Origin of the sequence: Pseudomonas sp. Y39-6, assembly GCF_023651955.1 — a bacterium.
Classification (GTDB): Bacteria; Pseudomonadota; Gammaproteobacteria; order Pseudomonadales; family Pseudomonadaceae; genus Aquipseudomonas; species Aquipseudomonas veronii.
Map to the genome: position 1 here is coordinate 1,684,240 of NZ_CP069594.1, position 16,410 is coordinate 1,700,649.

The window sequence follows — 16,410 nt, forward strand, 5'->3', positions numbered from 1 at the left end:
CGTTATGACGCTGCGCACGAGCAACCAACTGTTCGACGCTTACTTCAGCGCTGAGAGCATGGCCGAGGTGTTCTGCGACCAGGGGCGCCTGCAGGGCATGCTGGATTTCGAAGCCGCACTGGCACGGGCCGAGGCCCAGGTCGGGTTGATCCCGCAGGCGGCCGTCGCGCCGATTGCCCAGGCGTGCCTGGCGTCGCTGTATGACGTCGACGCCCTCGGTGTGGCGATTGCCTCGGCGGGCAATTCGGCGATTCCGCTGGTGAAGGCGCTGGGCAAGTGGGTGGCCGGTGAAGACCCGAGTGCCGAACGCTATGTGCATTTGGGCGCGACCAGCCAGGATGTGATGGACACTGGCCTGGTCCTGCAACTGCGGCGCGCGCTGGCGTTGATCGAAGCCGACCTGGCTCGCCTCGGCGATATTCTGGCAGCCCAGGCCCAGCGGTATGCGGCTGTACCGTTGGCCGGGCGGACGTGGTTGCAGCATGCCACGCCGGTCACCCTGGGCATGAAAATCGCCGGTTGGCTGGGCGCGGTGACCCGCAGCCGCCAGCGCTTGATCGAGCTGAAACCGCGCTTGCTGGTGCTGCAATTCGGCGGCGCCTCCGGCACGTTGGCTGCGCTTGGCGAACAGGCAATGCCCGTTGCCCAAGCGTTGGCGGCGCAGTTGCAACTGACCTTGCCCGAGCAACCCTGGCATACTCAGCGTGATCGCCTGGTGGAGTTCGCCAGCGTGTTGGGTCTGATCGCCGGCAGCCTTGGCAAGCTGGGCCGCGATATCAGCCTGCTGATGCAGACCGAGGCGGCGGAAGTATTCGAGCCGGCGGCGCCCGGCAAAGGCGGCTCGTCGACCATGCCGCACAAACGCAACCCGGTGGGCGCCGCCGTGCTGATCAGCGCTGCGACCCGCGTGCCTGGCCTGGTGGCGACGCTGTTCAGCGCCATGCCCCAGGAACACGAACGCAGCCTGGGCCTGTGGCATGCCGAATGGGAAACCCTGCCGGAGATTTGCCGCTTGGTCTCTGGCGCATTGCAACAGGCGCTGCTGGTGAGCGCAGGGCTGGAAGTCGACCCCGAGCGCATGGCGCGCAACCTCGACCTGACCCAGGGCCTGGTGCTGGCCGAAGCCGTCAGCATCGTGCTCGCGCAGCGCCTGGGCCGCGACACCGCGCACCATCTGCTGGAGCAGTGCTGCAAACGCGCGGTGGCCGAACAACGCCATCTGCGCGCCGTCCTCGCCGATGAGCCGCTCATTACCGCCGAGTTGTCGGCGACAGACCTGGACCGCCTGCTCGACCCGGCGCACTACCTGGGCCAGGCCCAAACCTGGGTCAGCCGCGCTGTAACCGAACACTTTGCACTGACTGCCTGAGGAGATTGCTGTGGCTTTTGTACAACTCGCCGAGGGCGAACTGCATTACCAACTGGATGGCCCCATCGATGCACCGGTGCTGGTGCTGTCCAATTCGCTGGGCACCGACCTGAATATGTGGGACACCCAGGTCCCGGCCTTTGCCGAGCACTTTCGCGTGCTGCGCTTCGATACCCGTGGCCACGGCCAATCCCTGGTGACCGAAGGCCCCTACAGCATCGAACAACTCGGCCGCGACGTGATTGCGCTGCTGGACGCGCTGGACATCCCGCGCGCGCATTTCTGCGGGCTGTCCATGGGCGGGCTGATCGGCCAATGGCTGGGGATTCACGCGGGGGATCGTTTGCAGCGCCTGGTGGTGTGCAACACTGCGGCCAAGATCGGTACATCAGACGTGTGGAACCCGCGTATCGAGATGGTCCTGCGCGACGGTGCGGCTGCGATGGTGGCGCTGCGCGATGCGTCGATTGCGCGCTGGTTCACCGCCGATTTCGCGGCGGCCAACCCGCAGCAGGCCAAGCGCATTACCGACATGCTCGCGGCCACCTCGCCCCAGGGCTACGCCGCCAATTGCGCAGCGGTGCGCGATGCAGACTTCAGCGAGCAACTGTCGGCGATCCACGTGCCGACCCTGGTGATCGCCGGCACTGAAGACGCTGTCACACCGCCCGCCGGCAGCCACTTTATCCAGCGCCAGGTACAGGGGGCCGAGTACGCCGAGTTCTACGCCGCCCACCTGTCCAACGTGCAAGCCGGAGCCGCGTTCAGCGACCGGGTCATTCAATTCCTGCTGGCCCGCTGAGGAGTCTTTTGTGGACGAGAAACAACGTTACGCCGACGGCCTACAAGTGCGCCGCGAAGTGCTGGGCGACGCGCATGTCGACCGCAGCCTGAATGCCTTGACCGAGTTCAACAGCGAATTCCAGGACATGATCACCCGCCACGCCTGGGGCGATATCTGGACCCGCCCCGGCCTGCCCAGGCACACCCGCAGTTTGATCACCATCGCCATGCTGATCGGCATGAACCGCGGCGAAGAACTCAAACTGCACCTGCGCGCCGCCGCCAGCAATGGCGTGACCCGTGCCGAGATCAAGGAAGTGCTGATGCAAAGCGCGATCTACTGCGGGATTCCGGCGGCGAATGCGACGTTTCATCTGGCCGAATCGGTGTGGGATGAATTGGGGGTCGAGTCGCGCGCTTAGTGCGACTCGGCACTGCACTCCTGGCGAGAGGCAACAGGTTGTCGAGGAGCGGTCGCTGACCGTCACGGGGCTGAGCGGTCAGGTCGACTCACAGGGAGCCGTAGCTTTTTCTCAGGGGCAGGCCCATTTCTTCTCGTAACGCGTTTTCGGTCAGTGGGTAAGGATTTGACGTGGTTGGCGCGGTTGCGGGGTCGTTGTCAAAGTCGAAGGGCGGACTGGCAGTTTCCAGGCCGACGACCTGGCGTTCATCATTGGGCTCCTGGGTGCGTGTGCCGTCCGGGCGGATAATTTCCGTATTGCCGAGAAATGTGCTGCCTGTGGCTGCGTTATAAGCGTGACCCAGTTCGTGGTACAGGGTCGTGGTGGTAGGCAGAAACACACGCGACTCGTCCGAGGCTTCTCTGGGGATGACCGGGTTATAGGTCACAAACGATTCTGTCGTGCCCGCGCCACGGACCCCATCGCGGATGATCGTGGGGTCCTGCCATTCTTCCAGGGGAACGCCCTCCGGCGGCACGACGATGTGAGCATCAGTGATATCTTGCATTATCGTGACTTTGGCTCCGCTGCGCTCTGCGGCGGCGTCCAGTTCATTCAACATGTGCTGGCTGTTGGGAGAGCCTCGGTAAAACTCCAGGTCATCCTCAACCCGTTGCTTGAATGCCGGGGAACCTTCGATATCAATCGCTTTGCGCCCTGCATTTTCGGGCAATGGCACGGTCTCGATAAACTTGAATCCGAATGGCAATCCCAGGTGATCGCTGCGTTTACCGTACACAACGTCGTCGCTTGAGTTGGAATAGACGCTGTCTTGACCTCTACCCGTGTAGATATGGCTTCGGCCATAAGCGTTTATCTGATCATCGCCTTTGCCGCCGTGCATGATGTTGTGGCCGCTTCCGCCGTGCATCAGGTCGTCATCGTTTCCTCCGTCCATGTAGCTGGTTTTGCTGTCAGGACCGTAACCCGCATACATGCGGTCGTTGCCGTTCCCGCCGTACATGGTGTTATTGCCTGTGCCGCCCATCATGGTGTCATCGCCGTCGTCACCGCTGGCGTAACTGCTTGCGCTGCCCAGTTGGATGATGTCATTACCCGCGCCGCCGTAAACTTGGCTTTTACCACCTCCGGTCTGTATATGATCGTTACCTTCACCTCCATGGATTAGGGTGTAAGCCATCACATCAGGATCAATGCGAACGGTGTCGTCACCTTTGTTCGCCCTGATGGCTATCGCTGTCGCATCGCTGTTAGCAGCGGGCAGTAAATAACTTTTGCCATTTATCATGGCATTGAGTTGGCCGCGTTCGCCTTTGCTGATGTGAATGTCGTCTGCGCCATCGGCAGTATCGATTTTTAGAATCGTCACATTTTTTTTCCCGCTTTCCCCCTGATACGACGTGGTTGTCAGTGTGATATCGACATTTTTGTCACTGACAATCTTGCTGGTCTGGGGGGGAGGGCTGTTTACGAGTGCAGTGGCGCCTGGAGCTGGCGATCCGCCGGGGAGGGCATTAGGTTCGGGCGCTTTAGGCGCAACGGAAGAGGTTTGCATCGTCAATACTCTTTCTTGTGAACGTCGGTGACTTACCGCCGATCAGTGGTGAAAAAGTTGGAGGGGTTCCCGCATGACGATAACTACTTCATTACAGCATGTATGAAAAAAGACAACGCACAGCCCGATAACGCACATCACTTGGAATCGGCGTCCCACACCCAATTCCACACCCCGGGCAGATGCACTTCTTCACTCGCTTGTTTCACGGTACGCGCCAATGCCGCCCGCTCCAGTGCTGCGTGATCGGTGTAGAACGGCTCGGCGGCGGTCTTCAGGCCGTCGATCCGGGCGCTGTCCATCAGGATCTGCAGGTACTCTTGCAGATGTCGCGCGGTGTAGCGGTTGATGTCGTGGAAGGTCACCACCACCGGTATCACGCCGTCGACTGTCGGCAATTCCCCCAAGGCGATGCGTTCGCGCACCACCGACAGCTGGCGGATCAGGTTCTCGCGGCGGCGCGGGCTGGCGTTGAAGCCCCAGATCTTGCCGTCGTTGGCGCTCAGGTCGGTCAACAACACCTTCATGCCGTGGCGCTGGTAGGCGGCGAAGGTGCGCCGGTCGTAGTTCCAGAAGGGCGGGCGCACCAGCGTCGGCGACACGCCGGTGATCGCGGCGATATCCGCAGCGCCCTGGCTGAGGGTGCGTTCAAGCTCGGCGTCGCTCAACCAGCGATGGTTGGTATGAAAGGCCGTGGCCGTGTGGAACGCCAGCACATGCCCGGCCGCGAACTCACGTTCCATGGTCTTGCGGCCCCGTGAACTGCCGCCGGAGCGCGAGGCTTCGGTCTGCAGAAAGAACACCGCCTTGATGCCCGGCAATACCGGGTTGTTTGCCAGGTCGGCCATCACCGAGCGGGTCGGGTTGTTGTACCCCGAGGCGCTGGGACCGTCATCGAACGTCAGCAGAAAACGGATCGGCGCCTGGGCCTGCAGGCGTTGTTCGGTCTGCGGCGTCAGCGTGATGGGCGCGCTGATGCAGCCGCTGAGGCTCAAGGCCAGGGCAAGCAAGGCGGATGCGATGGCGAAAGATTTCATGGGTGCGCAGGCTCGAATAAAACCCGCTGCTGGATGGGTCAGCAGCGGCAGGCGCGCACGATACCGCAAGATGCTCGGCGTGGGGTTAAAGGCTGACAAACGCGATCTGGTTTAACCTACGTATTGCGCTCGCAGTGGCCTACCCATTTCCTCGTTCAAAGCGTTTTCAGTGAAGGGCTTGGGGTTGGTGGTGATGGCCGGCGTGGCAGGGTCGTTGTCAAAATCAAAGGCGGCTGCGCTGCTCTCAAGGCCGACGGCCTGGCGTTCACTGTTAGGCACTTCGTGCGCCTGCCCCTCGAATACTTCCTGCGTGGAACCCGTGAAGGCGGTGCCGTTGGCGGCGTTATAGGCGTGAGCCATTTCGTGGTAGAGCCCGATGATGGGCGGGTGAGTCGTGCCCGCCGAGGGGTTCAGTTGGGACCGGTTGTATTCAATGTGCGCGCGGTCAGCCCGAGACCCGGGTACTCCGTCGACCATGAACCCCCACTTGGGATCGTCGCCGACTACCGGCGCACGTTCGTCCTGCAGCAGGGCCAGGAGTTCCTGGCTGCCGTAGATGTACCCGCTGCCGTTCTCCTGCCGATCTTCCACAATCGTTACCGGGGCGCCGTTGCGATCGGCAGCCGCGTCCATCTCTGCGAGCATCTGCTGGCCTTGGGGAGAGTGGCGTAACAGCGCCAAATCGTCTTCGACCCGTTGGATGAACGCGGCAGATCCCTTGATCGCAAACCCCTTGATTGGGCCGGCGTGGGCAGACACGGCCGTCAATAGCGAGCCATTGAGAGGGTTGATCGAGTCGCCGGGCTGGGCGTAGATCCGGTCGCCCGGTCGATTGGCAATGACGGTGTCGTAACCGTCGCCGGTGTAGAAGGTGCTTCGGTCGTGGCCGATCAAGCGATCGTGCCCGGTGCCTCCATGCAACACCGTGTGGCCGGAGCCGGCGTACAGCCGGTCATTGCCGTTGCCGCCATCCAGATAGCTGGCTTTTCGGCGCGATCCCGCGCCCGCATAGAGGCGGTCATTGCCGTTGTTGCCATAGAGCACGCTGTCGCCGCTGCCGCCCATGAGCCGGTCGTCACCGTCATTGCCCTCGGCGTAGCCAAGGCCGCTGCCAAGGCGCACGACGTCGTTACCGTTGCCGCCGAATACGCGGGTGTCGCCACCGCCGGCCTGGATTCGGTCATTGCCGTTCCCCGCTTCAATCACGATGGGCTGCATGACGTTGGCATCGATGTGTACGTGGTCATTGCCGCCGTGGGTCTTCAGGTACAGGGTCAGCGGTTTGCCATCGTTATCGTGGCTGGCAAAACGATACAACCGGCCATTGAGGCGAATGTTCAACTGATCGTCAGAAGCCTGGCTGATGTGGACCTGGTCCGCGTCGTTGCCGGTTTCCAGGAGCAGGCTGTTGTTCAGGCTGAAGGAATAGCCGCGCTCCCATATCGACTGTCCGCTGGCTTTTAGATTGCCGTCATTCAGGAACGGGTGCAGATAGGTCTGGATCGATGTGCCTGGGAGGAACTGCAAATGGGCAGGTTTGGCCAGCCCGTAGTGACCAGTGTCGAACGTTGCTACTGGGCGCGCTGCAGGTAAGGGCGGTACGCCATCGAGGAGGCGTGGGAGAAGGCGGGTACTACCGTTGAAAACATCCATGTGTGGTCCTTGTTTAAGCGCCAGGTATCAGCCCTGGCGCTTAACAGTGATCACCCGCAGCAAATCGTTCCCGCCAAGGTGTAATACGGCTTTACAGCAGACTGATCGGGTAGCTGACGATCAAACGGTTTTCATCGAACTCATTGTTGCTGAAGTCGCGGCGGATGCTGGAATTGCGCCAGCGCAGCGTGAGGTTTTTCAGGGCGCCGCTCTGCAGCGTGTAGCCCAATTCGCTTTCGCGGCCCCACTCCTTGCCGTCGGTGATGGTGCCGGTATGCACGTTGCTGCCGCTGATATAGCGGTTCATCAAGGTCAGGCCCGGTACGCCGAGGGCGGCAAAGTTATAGTCGTGCCGCACTTGCCAGGATTTCTCCTGGGCGTTGTCGTAGCTGGAGTTGTAACTGTCGTTGGCCAGGGTACCGCCGCTGGTGCCGTTGACGCGCATCCAGGCGCTGTTGCCGGTGAGTTTTTGCAGGCCGACGTAGAAGGTGTTGCCGCCGTACTTGGCCGAAAACAGGCCGGACCAGGTTTTGTTGTCCAGCTCGCCTGCGCGGGCGCTGCCGTCGTCCTTGCCGTAGAAGAACCCGAGGTTGGCGCCCAGGGTCCAGTCGCCCACGGGTTGGCTATGGACCAGGTTGACGAACTGCTGGCGGTAGATGTCCTTGAGCTGGGCATTCCACAGGCCGACCTGGGTGCGTTTGTCGTTGAACGTGTATTCGCCGCCCTGGAAGTTGAAGCGGTCGGAGGTGAAGGCGGCTTTGCCGAACATCGACATGTCCGACATGCTGCTGTCGTCCCGCGGGCTGTTGGCGCGGAACTGGCCGCCGTAGAGGGTCAGGCCGTCGATTTCCTTCGAGGTGATCTGCCCGCCGCGCAGGGTTTGCGGCAGGGAACGGCCGTCGTCGGCGCGCAGGATCGGCAGCGTCGGCATCCATTCGCCGACCTTCAGTTCGGTCTTCGAAATCCGCGCCTTGAACGCCACACCCAGGCGCCCGAAATCATCGGCGGGGCGGCCGTCGTGGTCCAGCGGCAATAACTGTGAACCGCCAGTGCCGCGCCCGCCATCAAGCTTGAGCGAGTACAGCCCCAGTACATCCACGCCAAACCCCACGGTGCCCTGAGTGAAGCCGGACTTGGCGTCGAGAATGAAACTTTGCGTCCACTCCTGCGCGCCGCCCTGGGCTTTGGTCGGGTTGGTGAAGTTACGGTTGATGAAGAAATTGCGCAGGTTGAGGTTGGCGCTGGCGTCCTCCATAAAGCCGTGTTCTTCGGCAACGACGGGAAACGCGAGGCTGGCGACTGCGGTGGCCAGCAATAGCTGGCGAGGGTGAAAAGTGCTCATGGCATTGGGCCTGTTGTTATTGGGGTTATGCAGGTGGCGGCCATGGTGCGGGGCAGTGCGGGGGTGGTTCAATCGGGGGAGGGCGGGTTTTGGGCGATGATCGAACGCAAGTTGCCGGGCGCTGAGGCCCGGCATTTGCGGGTTATCGTTTGGGCAGGTCGAAGTGGGTCCAAGGCACCGCTGGCAGGTAGTGTTGCGCAGCTACGATCAGCGCCACCATCACCACCAGGAATACCACTTGCAGGGGGCTCCAGAAGGCCCAGTGCAAACCGTTCAGCCACGGGTAGCCTTCGCTGAATTTCTGGCTCATCTGACCGATACGCGTCTTGTGCAACAGGTTGATCAGGACCATACCCGCGTAGGTGAACATGCCCAGCACGCCGAGCATCAAGCCGCAGGCCACCAGCATGATCGCCTGCGGTACGCCGTGGCGAATGACCAGCCAGTAGTCATTGGGGTTGATTCGCTTGGGGATCAGGTACTGGCTCAGCCACACATCCAGAACCCGATAGGTTGAACTCATCCCGGCCCACATTTGGGTGACGCGAAAGCCAACGGCCGCCGGCACGAACGCCATCAGCATGAAAATGACCAGCGACATCCCGTCCATTCTGTCTGGCTTATCGTGGGCGATGCTCAGGCCAAGCCCCAGGGCGAAGACGGCCCATAGCCGGATAAACACCTGTGTGTAGATCGGCCGAGGTACGAATTTGCGCCAAAAGAACAGATCTGTTTGAGGCAGGCGCTCGACCAGTTGCGGATAGCGCCAGGTCAGTGTTTGCGCCAGGTGCTGGCAGGCGTTCCACTCGTTTTCGCCAAACCCATCGATCATGCGTTTGTGTTGCGTGGCGGACATCGGCGTCAGCAGCAGGCGCGCGGCCAGGGCATCGGCTGATGTGCGCCGCGTGTCCTGGGCCTTGTCTTGCAAGTTGGCGTAGAAACTTTCCTGCTCGCAACGCGACACCAATTCGCGCCATATCCACGCCGGTTCCGGGTACACGCCTTTCTGGTCGTCCCAGCCGAATGCCTGGCACACCCGCTCGAACAGCGGCACGCTCCATTGGGTTTCATGCAGCAGGTGCAGGACGATGCGCTGCCACTGCTGTTGCAGGTCGAACACCCGCAGCCAGGGTTGGTTGGTGTATTGATTGAGCTGGGTGATGAACTCGCGCTCGGCCTTTTGCTCCAGCAGTTCCAGCAAGGTGCGGCGGTAGTCTTGCAGCAGTTCGCCGGTCAGCGCTTCGTATTGCCAGGACGTCATCGCCACTTGCTGCCAGGGCGTCAGCCATTCCAGGTGTTGGGCGGCCCAACCGGCGATGGCGCTGCGTTCACCCGGTGCTTCGAAACAATGGCGCAACAGGCCGGCCTGGAACGCATCGGTGCAGCCCTGTTGCCGAGCCTGGACCCAGCGTTCATCGAGGTTACGCGCGTTGAGGTCGTCGAGCAGTGCCTGGGCCGGGTCCGGTGTGTGGGCTTCGAAGGGCGCAGGGCTGACGGGGCTGATGTTCATCAGTTCGGCCAGGTCATTCAGGTTTGCGTAGACCGCTTCGGCCACGGGCGCCTGGACGCGTTCTTCCTCTTCGTTATCAGCCCGCCAGCGTGCTTCACTCAGGGCGTGTTCATAGGCCTCGCGCAGGCGCTGGAAGCCTTGGGCGTCGTCGTCCGGGCGGCAGCTTTTCAGCAAGCGCGCATAGCTGCGCTTGATGCTGCGCTCGTCGGCGTCATCTGGCAGTTGCAGTACGGTCCAGCAATCCATCGGTGTTCCCTCAGCGCCAGAACCCGTTGTCGAGTTGCTCAAGTTGACGGGTCAGTTCGCTGCGAGCTTCGCGGATGCGGCGTTCGTCCTGGGTGTCGAGTACCTGCTGGAACTGTGCCGCCCAATGCCCTAGCTGTTCGCGCAGCTCGCCGAGGTTTTCCTGGTAGAGCCGTTCGAGGCGGGCGACGAGCACGGTGTTGACCTGCTGGTCGCGTGGGTGGACCTTCAATTGCGCCAGGGCTTGCAGGCGTTGCTGGATCTCCTGCGGGTTGAGCACGCCGGGGTTGTTCTCGATCACCAGCGAATGTTGCTCGCCGGTCAGCGGGATATTCACCTGGGCTTCCAGCAAACCGTTGTTGTCGTAGGTGAAGCGCACGTCCAGGGAGACTTCACCGGCCTTGCGCTTGGGCACGGGAATATCCAGTTGGCCCAGTTCGATGTTGTCTTTGACCAGGCGGCTTTCACCCTGGTAGATCTTCAGCAGCACGCGGGTCTGGTCATCGTGCAGGGTGACCACGCTTTTGACCCGGCTCACCGGCACGCTGCTGTTGCGTTCGATCAACGGCAGGTAATGGCCGCTTTCGATATGGCCGCCGTACTGGTTCGAGGTTTCGATGCCCAGGGTGTAGGGGCAAACGTCAGTCAGCACCACTTCTTCGAGGGCGGCAGAGCGCGCCTTGAGTGCGGCCTGGATCGCTGCGCCGTGGGCCACCACCTGGTCGGGATCGAGGCTGATGGACGGGAAACGCCCGAACAGGCCTGCGGCAAGCTTACGTACCAGTGGCATACGCGTGGTACCGCCCACCAGCAGGATTTCATCCAGGTCGCCAACCCGAATCCGCGCATCGCGCAGGGCGCGTTCGATCGGCGCGCGCAGGCGCTCCAGCAGCGGCGTGTAGAGCTTGGCCAGTTCCTGTTGGGTGATGGTTTTCACCCATTGCTGGCCGTCGACACGCAGGGCGAATTCAGCACTGTCATCCTGGCCCAGGGCTTTGCGCACGCGCTCGGCTTCGCGGCGCAGGGCTTGCAGCACAGTGCTGGTGGGCGGGAAACCCGTGGCGTTACGTTGGCTGTCGACAAAGTGTTCGAGCAACAGGGTGTCGAAGTCTTCGCCACCGAGGAAGTTGTCGCCGGCGCTGGCGCGGACTTCCATCACCCCGTCGAACAGCTCGATGATCGACACGTCAAAGGTGCCGCCGCCGAGGTCGAAAACCAGGAACGAGGTTTCTTTATCACGCTGATGCAGGCCGTAGGCGAGGGCCGCGGCGGTCGGTTCGTTGATCAGTTTTTCAACGGTCAGCCCCGCCAATTCACCGGCGATGCGCGTGGCCTTGCGTTGGCCGTCGCTGAAGTAGGCGGGCACGCTGATCACCGCGTCGGTGACCGTTTGGCCGTAGGTACGCTCGATGTCCTCCTTGAGGCTTTTGAGCACCAGCGCCGAGAGTTCTTCGGGGCGAAACGAGCGGTCGCCCAGGCGCACTTCGGTGGCGCTGCCCATGTAGCGCTTGAACAGCGAGGTGGTCAGGTGCGGGTGGGTATGCAGGCGCTCTTTGGCGGCCTGGCCTACCAGGACGCGGCCTTGGTCATCCAGCCCGACCACGCTTGGGGTCAGCAACTGGCCCAGGGCGTTGGGCACCATTTCGGCGGCATCGCCGCGCCAGACTGCCGCAAGACTGTTGGTGGTCCCCAGGTCGATTCCTACGATCATTACGACAAGCTCCCTCTGTGGTCTGTAAGAATCTGTTACTGATTTTACCCTGAAAGGTTGAGCGATAGGCAAGGCGGGAGAGCGTTGTGGTCATAGCAAACACCGATGACCAGGCATAAAAAAACCGCTTCCAGTGAGGGAAGCGGTTTTGTCTACAGCGGTGTGATCAGAACAACTTCAACGCCGGTGCTTCTTCTTTCAACGGCTCGTTCTTCGCCGTTTGCTCGCTCCAGCCACCGCCGAGGGCCTTGTACAGGTTGACCTCGCTGGTCAACTGCGCGAGGCGGTCGGTGATCAGCGATTGCTGGGCACTGAACAGCTGGCGCTGGGCGTCGAGGAACGTCAGGTTGCTGTCGACACCAATGCGGTAGCGACGCTCGGCCAGGCGGTAGTAATCCTGGTTGGCGGCGACGAAACCACGCTGGGCCTCCAACTGCTCCTTGTAGGTCTCACGCGCGGCGAGGCCGTCGGAAACTTCCTGGAAGCCGGTCTGGATGGCCTTCTCGTAGTTTGCCACGTTGATCTCTTTCTGGATCTTCGAGTAGTCCAGGCTGGCGCGCAGGCTGCCGGCGTTGAAGATCGGGATGTTGATCTGCGGGGCGAACGACCAGGTGCCCGAGCCGCCTTTGAACAGACCGCCCAGGTCCGGGCTCATGGTCCCGGCGTTGGCTGTCAGGCTGATGCTCGGGAAGAACGCCGCACGGGCGGCGCCGATGTTGGCGTTGGCTGCCTTGAGGTTGTACTCGGCCTGCAGGATGTCGGGGCGACGCTGCAACAGGTCCGATGGCAACCCGGTCGGCACTTCGCTGAGCAGGTTATCCGACAGCGGCTTGCTGACGAGATTCGCCGGCAGGCCGGTGCCGAGTAGCAGGGTCAGGCTGTTTTCGTCCTGGGCCACCTGGCGGGTATAGCGTGCCAGGGCCACCCGGGCGTTTTCCACCGAGGTGCGCGCTTGGCTCAGGTCGAGGGCCGAGGACACGCCGACTTCGTTGCTGCGCGAGGTCAGCTTGTAGCTTTGCTCGTATGCGCCCAGGGTTTCCTGGGTCAGCTTGAGCAATTCCTTGTCGGCCTGCCAGGTCAGGTAGGCGGTGGCCACACTGGCCACCAGGCTGATCTGGGTGCTGCGCCGCGCTTCTTCGGTTGCGAAGTATTTCTGCAGCGCTTCCTCGCTCAGGCTGCGGACACGGCCGAACAGGTCCAGCTCATAGGAGCTGATGCCCAGGGTGGCCGAGTACGAACTGCTGATGCCTGCTTTACCGGTTTGCGACATGCGTGCCGGTGTCCGCTGGCGGCTGCCGCTGCCAGTGGCCGATACGGCCGGGAACAGGTCGGCGCGCTGGATGTTGTACTGCGCCGCGTAAGCATCGATGTTCAAGGCCGCGACGCGCAGGTCGCGGTTGTTCACCAGTGCGGTCTGGATCAGCTGTTGCAGGGCAGGGTCATGGAAAAACTGCTTCCAGCCCTGTTCGGCGGCGGCCTGGTTCGGAGCCTGGGCCGACGAATACGCCGGGCCCTGCGGGAACTGCGCGGCCACCGGCGCCTCGGGGCGCTGATAGTCAGGTATCAGCGAGCAGCCACTGAGCACGAATGCCGTGACGGCTAAGGAAAGTAGCGACTTGCTCATTGGCCAGCCTCTTTAGGAGTTTGCTTGGGTTCAGTCTTTTTGCGTTCGCCCATGGCGGACACGGTTGCGAAGAACAGGGGCACCCAGAATATCGCCAGGACCGTGGCGGTGATCATACCGCCGATAACGCCGGTACCGATCGCATGCTGGCTGCCTGAGCCGGCGCCCGAGGAGATCGCCAGCGGCAATACGCCGAGGATGAACGCCATGGAGGTCATGATGATCGGTCGCAGACGCATGCGCGACGCTTCGATCGCCGACTCGACAATGCCTTTGCCTTGTTCGTGAAGCTCTTTGGCGAATTCCACGATCAGGATGGCGTTCTTCGCCGCCAGGCCCACCGTCACCAGCAAGCCCACCTGGAAGAACACGTCGTTGGACAAGCCACGCAGGCTGGTGGCGATCAACGCACCCACCACACCCAGCGGCACGACGAGTACCACCGCGATCGGGATCGACCAGCTTTCGTACAGCGCCGCGAGGCAGAGGAACACCACCAGCAGCGACAGGGCGTACAGCGCAGGTGCCTGGGAGCCGGACAGGCGTTCTTCATACGACAGGCCCGTCCAGGCGTAGCCGACACCCGCCGGCAGTTGCTTGGCGATACGTTCGACTTCGGCCATGGCTTCACCGGTACTGTAGCCCGGTGCCGGGGTACCGAGGATTTCCATCGCCGCCACACCGTTGTAGCGCGAGAGTTTCGGCGAACCGAAGATCCACTTGCCCGAAGCGATGGCCGACAGCGGCACCATCTTCCCGGAGCTGCTGCGCACGAACCATTTGTTCAGGTCTTCAGGGGACATCCGGCTGGCGGCCTCACCCTGCACGTACACCTTCTTCACTCGACCACGGTCGATGAAGTCGTTGACGTAGCTGCCACCCAAGGCAATCGCCAGGGTCTGGTTGATGCTCGACAGCGTAATACCCTGGGCACTGGCCTTCTCGTCGTCGACGGTGAGCTCGTACTGCGGCTCATCGTTCACGCCGTTGGGGCGCACACCGGCGAGGATCTTGCTCTGGGCGGCCATGCCCAGGAACTGGTTGCGCGCAGCCATCAACTTGTCATGGCCGACGCCGCCCTGGTCCTGCAGGAACACGTCGAAACCGGTCGCGTTACCCAACTCCAGTACAGACGGTGGCACGATGGCAAACACCATGGCGTCCTGGAACGTCTGCATGAAGTAACCTTGGGCGCGCTTGGCGATCTCGAACACCGAGGTGGACGCGTCACGCTCATCCCACGGTTTGAGCATCACGAATGCCAGGCCCGAGCTTTGACCACGCCCCGCGAAGTTGAAGCCGTTCACGGTAAAGACCGATTTCACGCCCTTGCCTTCGCCGGGTTCGCCTTCCTTGTCTTTGAGCAGGAAGATACGCATGTCGTCGATGACTTTCTGCGTGCGCTCGGCCGTTGAGCCGACCGGCGTCTGCACCTGGGCAAAGATCACGCCCTGGTCTTCGTCGGGCAGGAACGCTGCCGGGATCCGCATGAACAACCAGATCATGCCGGCAAAGATCAGCACGTAAACGAGGAACGCCGGAATCTTGTGCCTGATCATGTTCCCCACGCCGCGCTCGTAGCTCAGTACGCTACGGTCGAAGGTGCGGTTGAACCAGCCGAAGAAACCACGCTTGGGTTGGCCGTGCGTCTCGGGGTCGATCGGCTTGAGCATGGTGGCGCACAAGGCCGGGGTGAAGATCAGCGCAACCAGTACCGACAACGCCATGGCCGAAACGATGGTGATGGAGAACTGTTTGTAGATCACACCGGTGGAGCCGCCGAAGAATGCCATCGGCAACAGTACCGCCGACAGCACCAGGGCAATACCCACCAGGGCGCCCTGGATCTGGCCCATGGACTTGACCGTCGCCTCTTTCGGCGACAGGTGCTCCTCGGCCATCACCCGCTCGACGTTTTCCACCACGACGATGGCGTCGTCCACCAGCAAGCCGATGGCCAGGATCATGCCGAACATGGTCAGGGTGTTGATGGTGAAGCCGAACGCGGCCAGGATCCCGAAGGTACCCAGCAATACCACCGGTACAGTCATGGTGGTGATGATGGTGGCGCGGAAGTTCTGCAGGAACAGGAACATCACCAGGAACACCAGCACGATCGCCTCGACCAGAGTGTGTACCACACCGGAAATCGATTCGGTCACCACTGGAGTGGTGTCATACGGCACCACCGCCTTCATGCCTGGCGGGAAGAACGGTTCCAGGGACGCGACCGTGGCACGGATGGCCTTGGCGGTGTCCAGGGCGTTGGCGCCGGAGGCCAGCTTGATCGCCATACCGGACGCCGGGTTGCCGTTGAACTGCGCGCTGATGCTGTAGGTCTGGCCGCCCAGCTCGATACGCGCGACGTCCTTCAAGCGAACCTGTGAACCGTCGGTGTTGACCTTCATCAGGATATTGCCGAACTGCTCAGTGGTCTGCAGGCGGGTCTTACCGATGATGGTCGCGTTCAATTGGGTGCCGGGCAGGGCAGGCAGGCCGCCCAATTGGCCGGTGGCCACTTGTACGTTCTGTGCCGAGATCGCGGTGCTGACGTCTACCGGGGTCAACTGATAGTTGTTCAGCTTGGCCGGATCGAGCCAGATACGCATGGCGTACTGCGAACCGAATACCTGGAAGTCACCTACACCCGCAGTACGGGAAATCGGGTCCTGGATGTTGGACACGATGTAGTTGGACAGGTCGTCCTTGGTCATGCTGCCGTCTTCCGACACCAGACCGATCACCATCAGGAAGTTCTTCACCGACTTGGTCACGCGGATACCCTGCTGCTGCACTTCTTGCGGCAGCAGCGGGGTCGCCAGGTTCAGTTTGTTCTGCACCTGGACCTGGGCGATGTCCGGGTTGGTACCCTGGTTGAACGTCACGGTGATGGTCATGCTGCCGTCGGAGTTACTGTCCGATGACACATAACGCAGGTTGTCGATACCGTTGAGCTGTTGTTCGATCACCTGCACCACGGTGTCCTGCACGGTTTGTGCGGATGCACCTGGGTAGGTCACCTGGATATCAATGGCGGTCGGCGCAATCGCCGGGTACTGGTTGATGGGCAACTTCAGGATCGACAGTGCCCCGACCAGCATGATCACCAGGGCAATCACCCAGGCGAAAATGGGACGGTCGATAAAAAATTTCGACATGGA

The 16,410-nt window shown here is 61.9% G+C and carries 11 protein-coding genes; 3 read left to right on the forward strand and 8 right to left on the reverse strand.

Features of this window, described 5'->3' with window-relative positions; translation table 11 throughout:
• The first annotated feature begins 4 nt into the window (after window positions 1-4).
• Genes JN756_RS07585 through pcaC form a run of 3 tightly spaced genes read left to right on the forward strand, consistent with a single transcriptional unit; the run spans window position 5 to window position 2,574 of the window.
• Window positions 5-1,369, forward strand: a complete 1,365-nt coding sequence (locus JN756_RS07585) for a 3-carboxy-cis,cis-muconate cycloisomerase (RefSeq protein ID WP_046384424.1) — start codon at window positions 5-7, stop codon at window positions 1,367-1,369.
• Window positions 1,370-1,379: 10 nt separating this feature from the next.
• The gene (gene pcaD / locus JN756_RS07590; RefSeq protein ID WP_046384423.1) at window positions 1,380-2,171 is read left to right on the forward strand and encodes a 3-oxoadipate enol-lactonase; all 792 of its coding nucleotides are present in this window, start codon (window positions 1,380-1,382) and stop codon (window positions 2,169-2,171) included.
• A 10-nt stretch (window positions 2,172-2,181) separates the two neighbouring features.
• A complete protein-coding gene (pcaC, locus tag JN756_RS07595; protein ID WP_017844824.1) occupies window positions 2,182-2,574 on the forward strand; it encodes a 4-carboxymuconolactone decarboxylase in 393 nt (130 codons plus the stop codon).
• Window positions 2,575-2,662: 88 nt separating this feature from the next.
• Here the strand turns inward: pcaC and JN756_RS07600 are convergent, their stop codons facing one another.
• The 8 genes from JN756_RS07600 to JN756_RS07635 form a co-directional block, all read right to left on the reverse strand.
• Window positions 2,663-4,129: a M91 family zinc metallopeptidase gene (locus JN756_RS07600; RefSeq protein ID WP_201021964.1), complete on the reverse strand. Its 1,467-nt coding sequence runs from the start codon at window positions 4,127-4,129 to the stop codon at window positions 2,663-2,665.
• Between the two features lie 137 nt (window positions 4,130-4,266).
• Window positions 4,267-5,166, reverse strand: coding sequence for a polysaccharide deacetylase family protein (locus tag JN756_RS07605; RefSeq protein WP_046384422.1), 900 nt, complete (start codon window positions 5,164-5,166; stop codon window positions 4,267-4,269).
• Between the two features lie 111 nt (window positions 5,167-5,277).
• The gene (locus JN756_RS07610; protein WP_232566346.1) at window positions 5,278-6,819 is read right to left on the reverse strand and encodes a M91 family zinc metallopeptidase; all 1,542 of its coding nucleotides are present in this window, start codon (window positions 6,817-6,819) and stop codon (window positions 5,278-5,280) included.
• Window positions 6,820-6,910: 91 nt separating this feature from the next.
• Complete coding sequence (locus JN756_RS07615) at window positions 6,911-8,161, reverse strand: OprD family porin (protein ID WP_169864469.1); 1,251 nt, start codon at window positions 8,159-8,161, stop codon at window positions 6,911-6,913.
• Between the two features lie 142 nt (window positions 8,162-8,303).
• On the reverse strand, window positions 8,304-9,917 hold the full coding sequence (locus JN756_RS07620) for a J domain-containing protein (RefSeq protein WP_046384420.1): 1,614 nt from the start codon (window positions 9,915-9,917) through the stop codon (window positions 8,304-8,306).
• A gap of 10 nt (window positions 9,918-9,927) precedes the next feature.
• Complete coding sequence (locus tag JN756_RS07625; RefSeq protein WP_046384419.1) at window positions 9,928-11,625, reverse strand: molecular chaperone HscC; 1,698 nt, start codon at window positions 11,623-11,625, stop codon at window positions 9,928-9,930.
• A gap of 166 nt (window positions 11,626-11,791) precedes the next feature.
• Window positions 11,792-13,249 carry an AdeC/AdeK/OprM family multidrug efflux complex outer membrane factor gene (adeC, locus tag JN756_RS07630; protein WP_046384418.1) on the reverse strand — a complete coding sequence of 486 codons (1,458 nt, stop codon included), beginning with the start codon at window positions 13,247-13,249 and terminating at the stop codon, window positions 11,792-11,794.
• Complete coding sequence (locus tag JN756_RS07635; RefSeq protein WP_108526005.1) at window positions 13,246-16,407, reverse strand: efflux RND transporter permease subunit; 3,162 nt, start codon at window positions 16,405-16,407, stop codon at window positions 13,246-13,248. Before JN756_RS07635 ends, adeC begins: the two co-directional genes overlap by 4 nt.
• Between the last annotated feature and the right edge of the window lie 3 nt (window positions 16,408-16,410).

What these genes read in the sequence shown, in the direction of transcription:
- JN756_RS07585 (WP_046384424.1), top strand. Translation starts at nt 5, where the DNA reads ATGACGCTGCGCACGAGCAACCAACTGTTCGACGCTTACTTCAGCGCT.
- JN756_RS07600 (WP_201021964.1), bottom strand. Translation starts at nt 4,129, where the DNA reads ATGCAAACCTCTTCCGTTGCGCCTAAAGCGCCCGAACCTAATGCCCTC.
- JN756_RS07605 (WP_046384422.1), bottom strand. Translation starts at nt 5,166, where the DNA reads ATGAAATCTTTCGCCATCGCATCCGCCTTGCTTGCCCTGGCCTTGAGC.
- JN756_RS07610 (WP_232566346.1), bottom strand. Translation starts at nt 6,819, where the DNA reads ATGGATGTTTTCAACGGTAGTACCCGCCTTCTCCCACGCCTCCTCGAT.
- JN756_RS07615 (WP_169864469.1), bottom strand. Translation starts at nt 8,161, where the DNA reads ATGAGCACTTTTCACCCTCGCCAGCTATTGCTGGCCACCGCAGTCGCC.
- JN756_RS07620 (WP_046384420.1), bottom strand. Translation starts at nt 9,917, where the DNA reads ATGGATTGCTGGACCGTACTGCAACTGCCAGATGACGCCGACGAGCGC.
- JN756_RS07625 (WP_046384419.1), bottom strand. Translation starts at nt 11,625, where the DNA reads ATGATCGTAGGAATCGACCTGGGGACCACCAACAGTCTTGCGGCAGTC.
- adeC (WP_046384418.1), bottom strand. Translation starts at nt 13,249, where the DNA reads ATGAGCAAGTCGCTACTTTCCTTAGCCGTCACGGCATTCGTGCTCAGT.
- JN756_RS07635 (WP_108526005.1), bottom strand. Translation starts at nt 16,407, where the DNA reads ATGTCGAAATTTTTTATCGACCGTCCCATTTTCGCCTGGGTGATTGCC.